Source organism: Saccharothrix sp. (genome assembly GCF_031180885.1).
GTDB lineage: Bacteria > Actinomycetota > Actinomycetes > Mycobacteriales > Pseudonocardiaceae > Actinosynnema.
On record NZ_JAPSLK010000015.1, the window covers coordinates 1 to 15,340 of the forward strand.

Sequence of the window (15,340 nt, forward strand, 5' to 3'; positions counted from 1 at the left end):
GCTGCCGCCGCGCTGCTGCCGCCGCGCTGCTGCCGCCGCGCTGCTGCCGCCGCGCTGCTGCCGCCGCGCTGCTGCCGCCGCGCTGCTGCCGCCGCGCTGCTGCCGCCGCGCTGCTGCCGCCGCGCCGCCACCGCCGCGCTGCTGCCGCCGCGCTGCTGCCGCCGCGCCGCTGCTGCCGCGCCGCTGCTGCCAGCGAGTCGCCGCGGGAGCCTCCGCCGCTGAACCGCCACCGCCGGGCCGCCGCTGAACCGCTGGCGCTGGCCAACTCGCCCGCAGCCGAACCGCCGCCGGGCCGTTGACGCCAGCCCTGCCGCGGCCGCCGGGCCGCTGCCGGGCCGCTGAATGTCGTACCCGCGTGGGAAAATGGTGTCGGGGGCCGGAGGCCGCACCCGCTACAAACGTCCGCCGCGCCGGACCTGTCGCCGCTGCCGTCGCGCCACTGCCGCTGGGCCGCCGCCGGGCCGTTGGCGCTGGCCCGCTCACGCTGTTGCCGCTGAGTTTCCGCCGCTGAGTTTCCGCCGCTGAGTTGCTGTCGCTGAGTTGCTGTCGAGATGGCCGATGCTGCGGGGTCGCCGCCGGCCCGTTGGCGCTGGCCCGCTCACGGTGTCGCCGCCGGGTTTCCGCCGCTGAGTTGCCGGCGCTGAGCTGCTGTCGAGATGGCCGATGCTGCAGGGTTGCCGCTGCCAGGCCGCTGCCGTAGGGCCGCTGCCGCGACGTCGCTGCTGGCGGGCTGCTGGTGGCGGGCTGTTGGCGCGAGGTCGCTGCCGTAGGGCTGGTGCTGGGGGCTGCTGCCGTGGGGACGCTGGCCCGAAGTCGGTGCTGCGGGGGCGCTGCCGCTGACCTGGCGTCGACATCGCCTCAGGGGGCGTAGCGGTCCACTGATTCCGGGTCGGATTCGACGCCCGCGAGGACCGAGTCGAGCAGGCCCGGGAAGCGTTGTTCCAAGTCCTCCCGGCGCAGGGACAGCAGGTGTTCGCGGCCCGACGGGCGCTGTCGGATCACGCCGCTGTCGCGCAGGACACGCCAGTGGTGGGTCAGGGTCGACTTCGCGATCTCCTTGCTCAGCACCGTCCCGCACGCCCGCTCGCCACCCCCGGCGAGTTCGCGCACGATCGCCAGCCGCATCGGGTGGCCCAGTGCGGTGAGGACGTTCTCCAGCTTGATCTGGTCCGGTTCCGGGTGGTGGCCGATCACCCTGCCCAGTGTACGTCAGTACGACTTCTGTCGTACGATCCGATCGTACGTAAATTGTCGTACTGTCGAACGAAACCAAAAGGCGAAGCCAAGAACCTAAGGATGGGTATGAGCACGTCCACCACAGCACGGCCGGGGCTGAGCCTCGCCCTGCTCGCCCTGGCGCAGTTGATCTTCGCGCTGGACCTCAACATCGTCTTCGTCGCGCTGCCCGAGATCGGCGCGGACCTCGGCTTCACCGGGCAGACCCAGCAGTGGGTGGTCAGCGCCTACGTCGTGATCGCGGGCGGGTTCCTGCTGCTCGGTGGGCGGGCGGCGGATCTGCTCGGGCGGCGGCGGGTGTTCGTGTTGGCGTTGGTCTTGTACGCGGTGTCGTCGTTGGCGGGTGGGTTGGCCACCTCGCCTGGGGTGATCGTCGTGGCGCGCGCGGTGCAGGGGTTGGGGGGTGCGTTGCTGTTGCCCTCGACGTTGTCGTTGCTGAACAACCTGTTCGAGGAAGGACCCAAGCGCAACCGGGCGTTGGCGGTGTGGGGTGGTGCGGGGGCCAGTGGGTTGACCGTCGGGGCGTTGCTCGGCGGGGTGTTGACGGAGAGCTTTGGCTGGCCCGCTGTGTTCTTCGTCAACGTGCCGCTGGCGGGGGCGGTGGCACTCGCCGCGTTGCTGGTCATCCCGGCCGACCCGCGTGGGCACGAGCGGCGGCGGTTCGATCTGCCGGGGGCGTTGAGCGTGACCGGTGGGGCGACGTTGCTCGTGTTCGTCCTGGTGCAGGGACCTGAGGTGGGGTGGCTGTCGGCGGAGATCCTCGTTGCCGCAGTGGTGGCGGTGGTGTTGTTGTGGGCCTTTGTGTTGATCGAGCGGCGGAGTGCGGATCCGTTGATGCCGTTCCGCTTGCTGCACAACCGGAGTCTCCTGGTCGGCGTCACGGTGACCGCGCTGTTCATGGGCACCTTTGGCGCTCTGCCGTACTTCCTGACCGTCCTGCTGCACACCGTCCACGGGTTCTCGCCGCTGGCCGCCGGCCTGGCGTTCCTGGTGCCGTCACTGGCGATCGCGGTCGGCACCCAGGTCGGTGAGCGGATGTCGACTCGATTTGGCACGCGGACGACCCTGCTCGCCGGGTTCGGCGTCGGGGTCGTCGGCACGGTGGTGCTGGCGTTCGGGTTCGACGCGGGCAGCACGTTCGTCGGGGCCGTGCCGGGGCTGGTCGTCTCCGGTGTCGGGCAGGGTGTGGTGTGGACGGCGATGTGGATCGCCGCCGCGTCGGGAGTCGCCCCGCACGAGCAGGGTGTGGCGTCGGGGCTGGCGTCCACGACCTTGAACCTGGGCAATGCCGTTGGTTTGGCGGTGCTCATCGCCGTGGCGAACTCCAGTGGTGGTCCGGAGAACGGCGGGTTCGTGGCGGTGTTGCTGACGGCACTGGGCATGGTGGCCGGTCTGGTCGTGGCGTTGGCGTTGCCGCGCAAGGCTTCCACCGTGGAGCGCCAGCCCGAACCGGTGTGAGTCGGGTCCTCCGAAAGTGCGACCCCCTGTGAATCCTCCGGCCGACTCGCCGACGCCGTCGCGCGGCCTACCTTCAGAGGCGATCTTCACTGGAGGGGGAACATGGGCGGTCGGATCACGGCCCTGGACGTGTTGCGGGGCGTGGCCATCCTGGGGACGCTCGGCACGAACATCTGGATCTTCACCCACCCGGACGGCCCGGGCGGCTTCCTCACCGGCGCCGACGACTGGGGCGAGGCGCTGCTGCGGATGGTCAGCAACGGCAAGTTCCTGGGACTGCTGTCGATCCTGTTCGGCATCGGGCTGGCGTTGCAGCACGCCTCCGCCGTCAAGCGCGGGCAGAAGTGGCCCGGCTGGTACCTGTGGCGGTCGGCGTTGCTGCTGTTCGAGGGGCTCCTGCACTACGTGCTCATCTTCGAGTTCGACGTGCTGATGTTCTACGCCATCGTGTCCGTGCTGGTGGCGTTCCTGGTGGGGCGCAGCGACCGGGTCGTGCGGGCGTGGCTGGGCGGCGCGCTCGTGCTGCACCTGGCGTTCGTCGGCCTGGTGACGTGGGCGATGCACCTGGGGGACGGGTCGTTGGGCGGGTCGTTGGGCGGGTCGCTGCCGGTCGACAACACGAGCTGGCTGGGGCAGGTGCAGTCGCGGATCGAGTTCCTCGACGTGTTCCGGGCCGAGATCGTGTTCGTGCTGCCGTTGAGCACGGTGCTGTTCCTGGCCGGGGTGCGGCTGGTGCGGGCCGGTGCGCTGGAGGACTCCGAACGCGGCCTGCGCATCCAGCGCCGGCTCGCGGGCTGGGGACTCGGCCTGGGTCTGCCGCTGAACGTGGTGACCACGCTGGCCGGCGGCGAGTGGTTCGCCGTGGACCGGTACGTGTCCGCGCCGATCGTGTCGTTCGGCCTGCTCGGCGCGATCACCATGCTGGTGCACCGGATGCGGTCGCCCGAGGGTTTCCTGCGGCGGGGCGTCACGTCGGTGGGGCGGTCGGCGTTGAGCTGCTACATCGCGCAGAACGTCATCGCGTCCGTGCTGTGCTACCAGTGGGGGCTCAACCTCACGGGCCGCCTCGGTCACCTGGGCGTCTGGTACACGATCGGCGCGTGGGTCGTGGTGTCGGCGCTGTTGGTGCTCGGCGCGAGCTGGTGGATGAAGCGGTTCTCCCGCGGCCCGGTCGAGGCGGCGTGGAACTGGGCGTACCGGGCGCCGCAGCGACGCCCGGTCTCCGCGTAGGTCAGGCGAGGCGGTCCGGCACGGGGGCGAGCGGGTACTTCTGCCAGAAGTACGCGTCGGCCGCGTGCTGGTCCGCCGCGAAGTTGACCGCCTCGGCGATCTTGCCGTCCTGGATGCGGAAGGCCAGCGCCCACATGATGTCCAGGCCCTCGGGGTCGGTGCTCCACCCGCGGTGCAGGTCGACCACCCAGTCGCCGTCGGTGGCGAGGAACACCGGGTCGGCCTTGAAGCCCGCCTTGGCCAGTTCGCCGAAGAAGGCGAGCACCTCGGTGGCGCCGACCTTCGTGCCGGACAGCGGGTGGTGGCCGGGGATGATCCAGCGGATGTCGTCGGCGAAGAACTCCGCGAGCGCTTGCGGGTCGTCGCCGCCGTAGGCCTGGTAGAAGCGGCGGATCAGCTCGACGTTGGGGTGCGCGGTGGTCACGCCGGCCAGCCAACCAGCGGCCTCGGGGATGGTCCAATGCCTGTGGCGATGCCCGGCGGGCATCGACGGCACTTCGTCAAGTCCGGGCGGCTACTTCGTGGCGTCCGGGCGCAGCAGGCGGCGCAGGGCGGTGGGGGTGTGGCCGACCAGGCCGCGGACCGTGCGGGTGAGGTGGGCCTGGTCGGCGAAGCCCAGTTCGGCGGCGAGCCCGGCCAGGTCGGTCTCGCCGTCCTGGATGCGGGCCATGGCGCGGCCGACGCGGACCCGGTTGCGGAAGCGGGTGAGCGAGACGCCGACGTCCTGGCTGAACGCGCGGCTCAGGCGGTAGGGGGAGACGCCGAGCAGCCGGGCCAGCGGGACCAGCCCGCGCGACTCGGGGTGGTCGGCGAGGATCGCGGCCCGCGCGGCCGACACCGTGGCGCGGTCCTCGACGCCCGGCAACGGCCGATCGCGCGTGCTCGCCACGAGCCGCACGAGCGCTTCCGCCATCCCGAACGCGATGTCCGCCACCGCCCCGCCGCTCGATAGCGCGCCGCCGCCTGACGGCGCGCCGCCGCCCGTGACCGCCCTGCGGCCCGCGACCGCACGGCCGCCTGAAACCGCACCGCCGCCTGAAACCGCACCGCCGGCCGCCAGCAGCTGTCGGTGCGCCAGCTCGACCGTCGCGTCCACGTGCAGCACCGACCGCGTCGGCCACTCCTCACCGACCACGGACCGCCACAGCGAAGGCGCGACCCACACCGCCGTGCACACGTCACCACCCGCCGGGTGCGCGAACTGCTCCTCCTCACCGGGCACGCTCACGTACCCCGCCGTCCCGTCCAACTCCGCCACCCCGTCCCGCGCCCGCCGCCGGAACGACCCGCGCCGCACCAGCACGACCCGGTGGCCGCCCGCCGCCTCGGGCGCCGACCAGGACGCGTGGTGGTCCGTGCACGTCACCGAGCTGACCGCGAAGTCGGCCGTGACGGCGAGGTCCACAGCGGTGCGCATGTCCGAGACCCTACGCGTGGGGTACGACAAGAATGTTCAATACGCCGTTCGCCCGGACAGGTGAAGCTGTGCCCCGACCACGAAGAGAGGGCACCAAGCGATGAAACTCGCCACCGTCATGCTCGACAGCGCGGACCCCGGCAAGCTCGCCGAGTTCTACCGCGTCGCGACCCGCTGGGAGGTCACCTACAGCGACGACGACTTCGTCATGCTGGGCGACGGCGGACCGATCCAGCTCGGCTTCCAGCGCGTCGAGGGCTACGAGGGCCCGGGCTGGCCGGACGACCGCAAGCACGTGCACCTGGACTTCACCGTCCAGGACGTCGCCAAGGCAGTCGAGAACCTGCTCGGCATCGGCGCGACCAAGCCGGACTTCCAGCCCGGCGACGGCAACTGGACCGTCCTGGCCGACCCGGAAGGCCACCTGTTCTGCATCTCGGCCGAGAGCTGACCGGCGAGGAGGGTGCCGCCCGCACGGACGGCACCCTCCCGGCAACTCACGGGTAGTCGACCAGGTACCGGACCTGGTTGGCGGTGTTGGCGACCCCGCCCACGCCGTTGATCACGTTGTTGATCGTCCCGACCCCGCCCAGCGACACCGTCACCAGGTCGTGGAACCGCACACCGGGCGTCTGCGGGACCTCGAACCCGTTCCGCCGTCACCACGCTGGGGTCGGCGTTGTTGAAGCAGTAGACGCCCACACCCCAGGCCTCGTGCGTGGTGACCGAGGGTGCGACCTTGTACGCCGCCCAGCCCGGGGACGAGCCGTTCATCCACGCGGCCTGGTCCGGCGGGTCGTAGGGCAGTTCGTTCTGGAAGAAGTAGGTCCGGCCGCCGTTGCCGTTCCACACCACGTTGTGCTGCTGGTAGTGCTCGACGAACAACCCGTACGCGGTGACGTCGTTGCCGTTGACCACCACGCCGTTCTGCGCCGTGTTGACCGTCCAGCCGACACCCGCGCCGTGGTCGGCCCGCCACACCCACGTGTGGTCGACGATCGTGTGGTTGCTGTTGATCTGCAACGACACCGTCGCCTTGCCCGCCTGCGACCCGCCCACGCGCAAGTACACGTCGTGCAACGAGATCGGGTTGGCCGCATGGCTGACGGACGAGCCCGGCGTCCCGATCTGGAGCAGGACGGGCGAGTTCACCACACCCGCGTCCACCAGGAACCCGGCCAGCTTGACACCGTCCACATCGGACACCGCCATCGCCGCCTTGCCCGTCTCAGGTGACAAGGTGGCCAAACCCAGACCCAGTACGACCGTGTTCGGCCGCGTCACGTTGATCGTGTCCGAGATCCGGTGCACACCGGGCGTCAACAGCAGGTGCTTGCCCGCCGCCAGGGCCGCGTTCGTCAGCGACACCGGCGTGCCCGGCTTGACGATGAAGAAGTCCGCCAACGAGATCGACGTCCCCGCCGGCGCGCCGGCCTCCCAGCTGGTGCCCCGCGCGTTCTGCCGCAGCGCGGGCACGAACACCCGGTACTCACCGTTGGCCAGGTACAGGAACGGTTTCTCCCGCACGACCGGCGTGGTGTCGACAGTCGTGTGCGACGGGTTGGGGAAGTGCTGCGGCGGCGCACCTTGCGCGCCGACGAACACCATGTTCCACACCGAACCGCCCCAGCCGCCGGCCAGGTTGCTGTTGCGCGTCAGGAACTGCTGCTGCGACCCGGATTCGGTGTACCCGTCGATCCTGCTGTCGACGATGAGCCCACCGGAAGCCCAGCCGTCACCACCGTTCCACAGCTGGACCTGCCCGCGCAGGTGCATGCGCCGGTAGGCGGCCGCCTGCGACACCGCCCACCGCTCGATCTGCCCGGCGGGCACGGTGACGGACATGTTCTCCGCGCCACGCCAGAAGTTCTGCGTCGCGTTGCCGAGGTTGTCGGGGTTGTCCCCTTGCTGGAGCCAGTCCGCCTCGACCCGCACGTGCCCGTTGAGGTTCACGTCGTCGGGCCGCAACCCGAGGCCCATGACCTGCGTGTAGAAGCGCAGGTTCACGTCGGCGTTGTACGAGCCGGGCTTGAACAGCACCGCGTAGCGCTCGGGGCCGAACTGGTTGGTCTTCATCTGGGTGGAGATGGCGTTGAGCCGGTTCTGCATCTCCACCTGGGCGGATTCGGGGCCGTAGACCAGGACGTTGGGCCCGAAGTCGGGGTTGCGCGGGTCGGTCGGCGGGATGGCAGGTGCATCCGTCACCGCGTTGATGCCGAACTCCCAGAGCGAGTGACCCCACTGCGTGCCACGGGCGGTCCCGAGCACCCGGACGTACCGCCCGGTGCCGGTCACGTCGAGGTTCTGCACGCCGCCGGTCGCCGTGGTGGTCGAGTGGACGGTGGTCCAGGTGGCGGCGTTGTCCGAGACCTGGACCTGGAAGGCGCGGCTGTAGGCGGTCTCCCAGTCGAGGTGGACGCGGCAGACCTGGTGGGACGAACCGAGGTCCACCTGGATCCACTGCGGATCGCCGAACGCGCTGGACCACCGGGTGCCGGTGTTGCCGTCCACGGCGGCGGTGGCCGGGGTGCCGGCGTTCTCGGTGGAGGAGGCGGAAACGGGCCGGTTGAGCGCGGTGTTGGTGGTGCCGCACTCGGTGGCCTGGGCGGATTGCGGGAGGACGGGTCCCAAGACGGCGACCACGCCCAGTGCCGTTGCGGAGGCGAGCAGCCGGGAACGTGTCAAGCGCATGGTCCTACCTGACGAGGTAAGGGGCAGGGAGCAGCCCGAAGAGGGGAGGAGACCCCGTGGCACCGGGGCTCAGGAGAGCGCTCTCCCGGAGGTTAACGCCGCCTCGCGCACGCCGTCAACGACACCCGACCCGTCCGGAAGTCCCGGTCCGACCGGGAAAAACGCACCCGCACCGAGTTCCCGCCACGTGCAACCACGGGCTGAGCAGCCCCTGGGATCAAGCGATGTCGGCGTGGGAAGAAGGCTTGCGAGGATCGGCGGCCCGGTCCAGCAGAGCCGCCACCGGGAGCGTCGCCGCCCCCACCGCCACCGCGTCCGGCCCCAACTGCCCCAACGCGATGGAAGTCTGCTCGTACGGATGCCGCAACGAGTGGACTCGCGTGGCCGCCACGATCTCCTCGAAGTACCGCTCTCCCAACGCCAACCCGGCCCACCCACCCAGCACTATCCGCTCCGGGTTGAACAGGTTCACCAGGTTCGCGATCCCCGCCCCCAGGTACCCCGCCGTCTCCTCCAACACCCGAGCCGCCGCCTCCGACGACCCGGCCGCCCGGATCAAAGCGTCCACACCGGACTGCTCATCCCCTCCACCGAACGCAGCACCAACCTCCTGGTACCGCGCCAAAATTCCGTCCGCCCCCACATAAGCCTCCAGACACCCCGAAGACCCGCACCGACAAGCCCGCCCCCCGTAAACGATCGTCGTGTGCCCCCACTCACCCGCCGACGACGTCGCGCCCCGGTACACCGACCCCTCGGTCACCACCGCCGCCCCAACCCCCGACCCCACCAACGCGACGACCACGTGCCGCGCCCCCCTCCCCGCCCCGAACCACATCTCCGCCTGTCCCTGCGTCTTCGCCCCGTTCTCCACGTGCAACGGCACCCCGAAGACCCCGGCCGCCCGGACCATCTCCTCCAGCGGCACCCCGTCCCACCCCAACGTCCGCGCGTGGACGATCGCCGAAGCCCCCTGCTCCACCGTCCCCGGCACCCCAACCCCCACCCCCAGCACCGATGACACCGGCACCCCGGCCGCCACCTCCGCCACCCCGGCAGCGATCAACCGCGCCACCGCACCCGGATCAGCCGGCGACATCGCGTGTTCCACCGCCGCCACCTGCGTCATCCCCAGGTCGAAGAGTTCGACCTTGATCCCGGTCTCGCCCACATCAACCCCGATGACGTGCCCGAACCCCGGATTCACCCGCAGCAGCACGCGCGGCCGACCGCCGTCCGAGCCCACCGACCCGGCCTCGACGACCAACCCGTCCTCGACCAACTCCCCGGTCACGTTCGACACCGTCGCGGCCGACAACCCGGTCCGCGCCCCCAACTCGTGGCGGCTCAACGGCCCTTCGAAGAACAACATCGACAACAGCGTCGAACGGTTCTGTCGGCGCAGGTCGCGGACGGTGGTGCGCTTGGGCGGCATGGTTCACAAGTTAGTTCGCGACTTAAAATTAGACTAATTTCGTTACTTGTTCGTTATTGACGTGACCTGGCTCACCGGGGTTGAGTCTGCTGGCGACACCAGGACACCGTCCACCCGCGATGGCACGCGCGGCCCACCACCACAGGCCCACAGCACCCGCTCCACCAGCGCTCGCCTCACCCCTGCGCTCGCCTCACCCCGGTCCCGACAAGGAGAATCCATGCGACTCAGGCGAACGTCCGCCCTCGCCGTCGCGGCAGCGCTGCTGTTCTCGGCCGCCTGCTCGGCGAGCAACGAAGGCGCCAAGAGCGGCGGCAACGGTGTGCTCAACGTGGGCATGCCGAACGGTCCCCAGACCGAGAACAACAACCCGTTCCTCAACTCGTCGGCGGCCAGCTCGCTGGGCTACCGCAGGCTCATCTTCGAGCCGCTGGCGATGGTCAACGAGGTCGAGGTGACCGAGCCGTTCAAGCCGTGGCTCGCCACCAAGTGGGAGTGGTCGGACAACTACAGCAAGTTGAAGCTGACCATCCGCGACGGCGCGACCTGGTCCGACGGCAAGCCGCTGACCGCCGAGGACGTCGCCTTCACCTTCGAGCTGCTCAAGAACAACCCCGGCCTCAACATCGAGGGCGTGCAGTACGGCGACATCTCCTTCGCCGGCAACGAGGTCACCCTGGGCTTCGCCCGCTCGCAGTTCGTCAACCAGAAGAAGATCTTCGAGCAGTTCGTCGTCCCCAAGCACATCTGGTCGACGATCTCGAACCCCTCCACCGAGACGCTGAAGAACCCGGTCGGCTCCGGCCCGTACGTGCTCAAGTCCTTCACCCCGCAGACCGTCACGCTGACCGTCCGCGACCGGTACTGGCAGGACCTGCCGCAGGTCAAGGAGGTCCGCTACACCTCCTACAGCGACAACAACGCGCAGACCACCGCCCTGGCCACCGGCGCCAGCGAGTGGAGCTTCGTGTTCATCCCGAACTACCAGGCCGTCTACACCAGCAAGGACCCGCAGCACTACAAGCTCTGGTTCCCGCCCGTGCTGGGCGTGCACGGCCTGTGGTTCAACACCAAGAGCAAGCCGTGGGACAACCCGGTCCTGCGCCGAGCCGTCAACCAGGTCGTCAACCGCGACGACATCTTCCTGCAGGGCGAGGCCGGGTACTTCTACCCCAAGGTCGACAACATCACCGGCATCCCGACCCCGGCCGGCGACTCGTTCATCGCGCCCGAGTTCAAGGACAAGATCGTCGAGGTCGACGTGGACGCGGCCAAGAAGCTGTTGACCGAGAACGGGTTCAAGTTCGACGGCGACAAGCTCAAGACGCCCGAGGGCGAGCAGGTCACGCTGGAGATGACCGTGCCGTCCGGCTGGTCGGACTACGTCACCGACCTGGAGATCATCAAGGACAACGTGGCCGAGATCGGCATCGAGGCCACCGTCGACCTCCAGAACGCCGACTCGTGGACCAAGGCGCTGGACGTCGGCGACTTCCAGGCGGCCATGCACTGGACCAACAACGGCCCGACGCTGTACGACATCTACCAGTCCATCATGGACGGTGCGCTGTACAAGCCGATCGGCACCGGCGGCATCAACGGCAACTACGGCCGTTACGAGAGCGCCGAGGCGACCAAGGCGTTGCAGGACTACGCCAACGCGCCCGACGAGAAGACCCGCACCGAGGCGCTGTACGCGCTCCAGCGGCTGCACGTCAGGGACATGCCCGTGGTGATCACGTCCGCGGCCAACGGCGGCGGCCAGTACAGCACGAAGAACTGGGTCGGCTGGCCGGAGGAGTCCAACCCCTACGGCCCCGCCCAGCCCACGCTGGAGAACGCGCTCGACGTCGTGATGCACCTGAAGCCGGCCGCATGACGACGAGCACACCGCCGACGGCCTCCGGGACCACCGACGTGGTCCTGGAGGCCGAAGGCCTGACCAAGCACTTCCCCGTCCGCAAACGGGGACGCGAACTGCTCTCGCGCACCGCCCGCTCCGTGCGCGCGGTCGAGGACGTGTCGCTGCGCCTGCGTCGCGGCCGGGTCACCGCGCTGGTCGGCGAGTCCGGCTCGGGCAAGTCCAGCGTCGCCCGGCTGCTCGCCCAGCTGCACCTCCAGACCTCCGGCACGATCAAGCTGCACGGTGAGGAGGTGAACGCCAAGGGCGGCCGGAAGTTCCGCGCGTACGGCAAGCGCGTCCAGATGATCTTCCAGGACCCGTTCGCGTCGCTGAACCCCGTGCACACCGTGCGCTACCACCTCACCCGCGCCCTGAAGATCCACGGCCGCGCCGGCAAAACCCCGCAGGACCTGGAAGAAGCCCTGCACGACCTGCTCACCCGGGTCCAGCTCACGCCCGCCGAGCGGTACGTCGACAAGTTCCCGCACGAACTGTCCGGCGGCCAACGCCAGCGCGTGGCCATCGCCCGAGCCCTGGGCGCGGACCCCGAGGCGCTGCTCGCGGACGAACCCGTTTCGATGCTCGACGTCTCCATCCGCCTGGGCGTCCTCAACCTCCTCCGCGACCTGAAAGACCGCCTCCGCCTGGCAATTCTGTACATCACCCACGACATCGCCTCGGCGCGCTACTTCGCCGACGAGACCTACGTGATGTACGCGGGACGGGTCGTCGAGGGCGGGGACAGCGAGTCCGTCACCCAGCGCCCCGCCCACCCCTACACCCAACTCCTCATCGACTCCGCCCCGGACCCCGACCGCCCGGCCGCCGAGGAGAAGGACGGCGGCGCCGGCGAACCCCCGTCGCTGATCGACCCGCCCGCCGGGTGCCGGTTCAACCCGCGCTGCCCGCACGCGATGCCGATCTGCACGGAACAGGTCCCGCCGCGCTTCGACGTCGGAGAGGGTCACTTCGCGGCCTGCTGGCTCTACAAGGAGGACGGGGCGTGAGCTACCTCCTCAAGCGGATCGCGTTCTACCTGTTCACCGCGTGGGCGGCGATCACGATCAACTTCTTCGTGCCGCGCCTGATCCCCGGCGACCCGGTCCAGGCCCTGATCACCAAGTCGCGCGGCCAGATGACCACCGAGGCCGTCCAGTCCCTCTACGTGCTGTTCGGCCTGGACAAGGACGAGAGCGTCATCGAGCAGTACTTCCGGTACTGGGGCCAGCTCCTCCGGGGCGACCTCGGCCTGTCCTTCACGTTCTTCCCCTCTCCGGTGGCGGACGTGATCGGCGACGGCCTGCCGTGGACCGTGGGCCTGGTCGGCATCACCACCGTGGTCGGCTTCCTGATCGGCACCGCCGCGGGCACGGTCGTCGGGTGGCGGCGCGGGTCGTGGGCGGACCTGTTGATCCCGGTGACCACGTTCGTCTCGTCCATCCCGTACTTCTGGCTGGGCCTGATCGCGATCACCCTGCTCACCGGGCGGGGCAGCTTCTTCCCCGCGTCGGGCGCCTACGACACCGGCCTGGTGCCGGGCTGGGACTGGGAGTTCATCGGCAGCACTCTGCGCTACGGATTGCTGCCCGCCGCCACCATCCTGATCTCGTCCATGAGCGGCTGGATCTTGAGCATGCGCAACATGATGGTGACGGTCGCCTCGGAGGACTACGTGACGGTCGCACACGCCAAGGGGTTGAGCGAACGGCGGGTCATGGTGGGCTACGCCGCGCGGAACGCGTTGCTGCCCAACGTGTCCGGGTTCGCGCTGTCGCTCGGCTTCATCGTCGGCGGCACGCTGCTGGTGGAGATCGTGTTCTCCTACCCCGGGCTGGGCCTCCAGTTGTTCCAGGCGGTAGGGGCGAAGGACTACCCGTTGATGCAGGGGATCTTCCTGATCATCACGCTGTCCGTGCTGCTGGCCAACTTCCTGGCCGACGTCGCCTACCTCGTGCTGGACCCGCGGACCCGGAGGGAGGGCTGATGGCCGTCGTACCCACCACCGCCGCCGTGACCCCGGTGAAGCGGCGCAAGCCAAGGTTCGTGGCCAACCCCAAGGCGACCACGGGCCTGGCGCTCATGGGTTTCTTCGTGCTGATGGCGGTCATCGGGCCGTGGATCGCGCCGTACGACCCGTCCGAGCGCAGCTCCGACCTGCTGCAACCGCCCTCGGGCAAGCACTGGTTCGGCACCACCCACCTCGGTCAGGACATCTTCAGCCAGGTCCTCGTCGGCACGCGAAGCGTCATGCTGGTCGGGCTGATCGCGGGTGTGGTCGCGACCGTGCTGGCGGTGCTGGTCGGCGTCACGTCCGGTTACCTCAGCGGTGCCGGCGCGGAAGGGCTTTCCGCGCTGTCCAACGTGTTCCTGGTGATCCCGGCGCTGCCGCTGATCATCATCATCACCTCGACCCTGCCCGACACCGGCAACATCACCATCGCCCTGGTCATCGGCTTCACCTCGTGGGCCTGGGGCGCCCGGGTGCTGCGCGCGCAGACGTTGTCGTTGCGGCGCAGGGACTACGTGGAGGCGGCGCGGGCGACCGGCGAGTCGACGTGGCGGATCATCCTGTTCGAGATCATGCCCAACCTGACCGCGGTCATCGCGTCCGGGTTCGTCGGCACGGTGATCTTCGCGGTGATCTCGGAGATCACGCTGGCGTTCATCGGGGTGTCCGACGCGGGCGGCTGGAACTGGGGCACCGTGCTGTTCTGGGCGCAGAGCCAGCAGGCGCTCGCGCAGGGCGCGTGGTGGTGGTTCGTGCCCGCCGGCCTCGCGATCGCGTTGCTGGGCACCGCGTTGTCGCTGGTCAACTTCGGCATCGACGAGTTCGTCAGCCCGCGCCTGCGCGGCGGCGGGAAGACCCGCGTGAAGACCGCGGACGGGCGCACGGTCCGGATGCGCGTCGGGTTCACCCCGGTGCTGGGCGAGGAGGCCAAGTGAGCGACGCCGTGTTGGAGGTCCGCGACCTCAACGTGGACTACGGGCTCGGCGATGACGCCGTGCGCGCTCTGCGGGACGTGAACCTCACGCTGCACCGGGGCGAGGTCCTGGGCCTGGCGGGGGAGAGCGGCAGCGGCAAGTCGACCCTGGCCTACGGCCTGACCCGGCTGCTGCCGCCGCCCGGCGTGGTGCGGTCCGGCGAGGTGTTCTACCACCGCGACGGCGGCGACCCGGTCGACGTGCTGCGGATGAGTCACGCCGAGCTGCGCCGGTTCCGGTGGGCGGAGACCGCGATCGTGTTCCAGGGCGCGATGAACTCGCTCAACCCGGTGCACCGGATCGCCACCCAGCTCACCGATGTGATCAAGGCGCACGACGCGCGCAGCACGCGCGCCTCCCGGCTGGACCGCGCGCGGGAACTGCTGAGCCTGGTGGGCATCTCCGCCGACCGGCTGGACAGCTACCCGCACCAGCTCTCCGGCGGGATGCGGCAGCGGGTGATGATCGGCATGGCGCTCGCGCTGGAGCCCAAGGTCGTCATCATGGACGAGCCGACCACCGCGCTGGACGTGGTGGTGCAGCGGCAGATCCTGCGCCGGCTCGTCGACCTGCGCGAACGGCTCGGGTTCTCCGTCGTGTTCATCACCCACGACCTGTCGCTGCTGATCGAGTTCTCCGACCGGATCGCGATCATGTACGGCGGGCGGATCGTCGAGGAGGCCGCGTCGGCGCGGCTGTACCGCGACCCCTTGCACCCCTACAGCCAGGGCCTGCTCAACTCGTTCCCCGCCCTGCGCGGGCCGAAGCGCGAGCTGACCGGCATCCCCGGCTCACCGCCCGACCTGCGCGCGATGCCCTCCGGCTGCGCGTTCCACCCACGCTGCCCGCGCGCAACGGAGCGCTGCGGTGTGGAGGTCCCGGTGCTCGGCGTCCCCGAAGGCCGTGTTCAACACAGCGACCACCGGGGCCGCACCGTGGCCTGCTTGCTGCATCCCGTTCACGACAACGGGTTCTGACCTCCAGAGGA

General features: G+C 69.9%; 13 protein-coding genes and 1 pseudogene. 9 read left to right on the forward strand and 5 right to left on the reverse strand.

The features are described 5' to 3' along the window. On the forward strand, positions 1 to 299 hold a 299-nt coding region (locus RIN75_RS19265; protein WP_309113350.1), incomplete at its 5' end, for a hypothetical protein. 559 nt (positions 300 to 858) lie between these two features. On the opposite strand, the gene RIN75_RS19270 is transcribed toward RIN75_RS19265, so the two are convergent. Further along, positions 859 to 1,194: a helix-turn-helix domain-containing protein gene (locus RIN75_RS19270; protein WP_309113351.1), complete on the reverse strand. Its 336-nt coding sequence runs from the start codon at positions 1,192 to 1,194 to the stop codon at positions 859 to 861. Between the two features lie 108 nt (positions 1,195 to 1,302). Here RIN75_RS19270 and RIN75_RS19275 point away from each other — a divergent pair, with 108 nt between their 5' ends. Together RIN75_RS19275 and RIN75_RS19280 are read left to right on the forward strand one after the other, a co-directional pair. Next, a complete protein-coding gene (locus RIN75_RS19275) occupies positions 1,303 to 2,694 on the forward strand; it encodes an MFS transporter (RefSeq protein ID WP_309113352.1) in 1,392 nt (463 codons plus the stop codon). A gap of 102 nt (positions 2,695 to 2,796) precedes the next feature. Beyond that, the gene (locus RIN75_RS19280; RefSeq protein ID WP_309113353.1) at positions 2,797 to 3,924 is read left to right on the forward strand and encodes a DUF418 domain-containing protein; all 1,128 of its coding nucleotides are present in this window, start codon (positions 2,797 to 2,799) and stop codon (positions 3,922 to 3,924) included. A gap of 1 nt (position 3,925) precedes the next feature. On the opposite strand, the gene RIN75_RS19285 is transcribed toward RIN75_RS19280, so the two are convergent. After that, the gene (locus RIN75_RS19285; protein WP_309113354.1) at positions 3,926 to 4,348 is read right to left on the reverse strand and encodes a nuclear transport factor 2 family protein; all 423 of its coding nucleotides are present in this window, start codon (positions 4,346 to 4,348) and stop codon (positions 3,926 to 3,928) included. Between the two features lie 90 nt (positions 4,349 to 4,438). Beyond that, the gene (locus RIN75_RS19290) at positions 4,439 to 5,341 is read right to left on the reverse strand and encodes an AraC family transcriptional regulator (protein ID WP_309113355.1); all 903 of its coding nucleotides are present in this window, start codon (positions 5,339 to 5,341) and stop codon (positions 4,439 to 4,441) included. Positions 5,342 to 5,441: 100 nt separating this feature from the next. On the opposite strand from RIN75_RS19290, the gene RIN75_RS19295 reads away from it, so the two are divergent. Further along, positions 5,442 to 5,792 (forward strand): VOC family protein, encoded by a 351-nt coding sequence (locus tag RIN75_RS19295; RefSeq protein ID WP_309113356.1) that lies wholly within the window; start codon positions 5,442 to 5,444, stop codon positions 5,790 to 5,792. 1,829 nt (positions 5,793 to 7,621) lie between these two features. Here RIN75_RS19295 and RIN75_RS19300 read toward each other — a convergent pair. Both RIN75_RS19300 and RIN75_RS19305 read right to left on the reverse strand, forming a co-directional pair. Continuing rightward, positions 7,622 to 8,032 (reverse strand): annotated as a pseudogene (locus RIN75_RS19300) (discoidin domain-containing protein); the annotation flags it as partial. Positions 8,033 to 8,249: 217 nt separating this feature from the next. Further along, positions 8,250 to 9,467 carry an ROK family transcriptional regulator gene (locus RIN75_RS19305; protein ID WP_309113357.1) on the reverse strand — a complete coding sequence of 406 codons (1,218 nt, stop codon included), beginning with the start codon at positions 9,465 to 9,467 and terminating at the stop codon, positions 8,250 to 8,252. Between the two features lie 220 nt (positions 9,468 to 9,687). Here RIN75_RS19305 and RIN75_RS19310 point away from each other — a divergent pair, with 220 nt between their 5' ends. Genes RIN75_RS19310 through RIN75_RS19330 form a run of 5 tightly spaced genes read left to right on the forward strand, consistent with a single transcriptional unit; the run spans position 9,688 to position 15,329 of the window. Next, positions 9,688 to 11,346: an ABC transporter substrate-binding protein gene (locus tag RIN75_RS19310; RefSeq protein WP_309113358.1), complete on the forward strand. Its 1,659-nt coding sequence runs from the start codon at positions 9,688 to 9,690 to the stop codon at positions 11,344 to 11,346. Continuing rightward, positions 11,343 to 12,377 (forward strand): ABC transporter ATP-binding protein, encoded by a 1,035-nt coding sequence (locus tag RIN75_RS19315; protein ID WP_309113359.1) that lies wholly within the window; start codon positions 11,343 to 11,345, stop codon positions 12,375 to 12,377. The genes RIN75_RS19310 and RIN75_RS19315 overlap by 4 nt, the downstream gene beginning before the upstream one ends. After that, the gene (locus RIN75_RS19320) at positions 12,374 to 13,354 is read left to right on the forward strand and encodes an ABC transporter permease (protein WP_309113360.1); all 981 of its coding nucleotides are present in this window, start codon (positions 12,374 to 12,376) and stop codon (positions 13,352 to 13,354) included. The genes RIN75_RS19315 and RIN75_RS19320 overlap by 4 nt, the downstream gene beginning before the upstream one ends. Continuing rightward, positions 13,354 to 14,313: an ABC transporter permease gene (locus RIN75_RS19325; RefSeq protein WP_309113361.1), complete on the forward strand. Its 960-nt coding sequence runs from the start codon at positions 13,354 to 13,356 to the stop codon at positions 14,311 to 14,313. Before RIN75_RS19320 ends, RIN75_RS19325 begins: the two co-directional genes overlap by 1 nt. Next, positions 14,310 to 15,329 (forward strand): ABC transporter ATP-binding protein, encoded by a 1,020-nt coding sequence (locus RIN75_RS19330; RefSeq protein ID WP_309113362.1) that lies wholly within the window; start codon positions 14,310 to 14,312, stop codon positions 15,327 to 15,329. The genes RIN75_RS19325 and RIN75_RS19330 overlap by 4 nt, the downstream gene beginning before the upstream one ends. Positions 15,330 to 15,340 lie beyond the last annotated feature (11 nt).

Coding starts and splice junctions, on each gene's coding strand:
- RIN75_RS19275 (WP_309113352.1), top strand. CDS start 1,303: ATGAGCACGTCCACCACAGCACGGCCGGGGCTGAGCCTCGCCCTGCTC.
- RIN75_RS19280 (WP_309113353.1), top strand. CDS start 2,797: ATGGGCGGTCGGATCACGGCCCTGGACGTGTTGCGGGGCGTGGCCATC.
- RIN75_RS19290 (WP_309113355.1), bottom strand. CDS start 5,341: ATGCGCACCGCTGTGGACCTCGCCGTCACGGCCGACTTCGCGGTCAGC.
- RIN75_RS19295 (WP_309113356.1), top strand. CDS start 5,442: ATGAAACTCGCCACCGTCATGCTCGACAGCGCGGACCCCGGCAAGCTC.
- RIN75_RS19305 (WP_309113357.1), bottom strand. CDS start 9,467: ATGCCGCCCAAGCGCACCACCGTCCGCGACCTGCGCCGACAGAACCGT.
- RIN75_RS19310 (WP_309113358.1), top strand. CDS start 9,688: ATGCGACTCAGGCGAACGTCCGCCCTCGCCGTCGCGGCAGCGCTGCTG.
- RIN75_RS19315 (WP_309113359.1), top strand. CDS start 11,343: ATGACGACGAGCACACCGCCGACGGCCTCCGGGACCACCGACGTGGTC.
- RIN75_RS19325 (WP_309113361.1), top strand. CDS start 13,354: ATGGCCGTCGTACCCACCACCGCCGCCGTGACCCCGGTGAAGCGGCGC.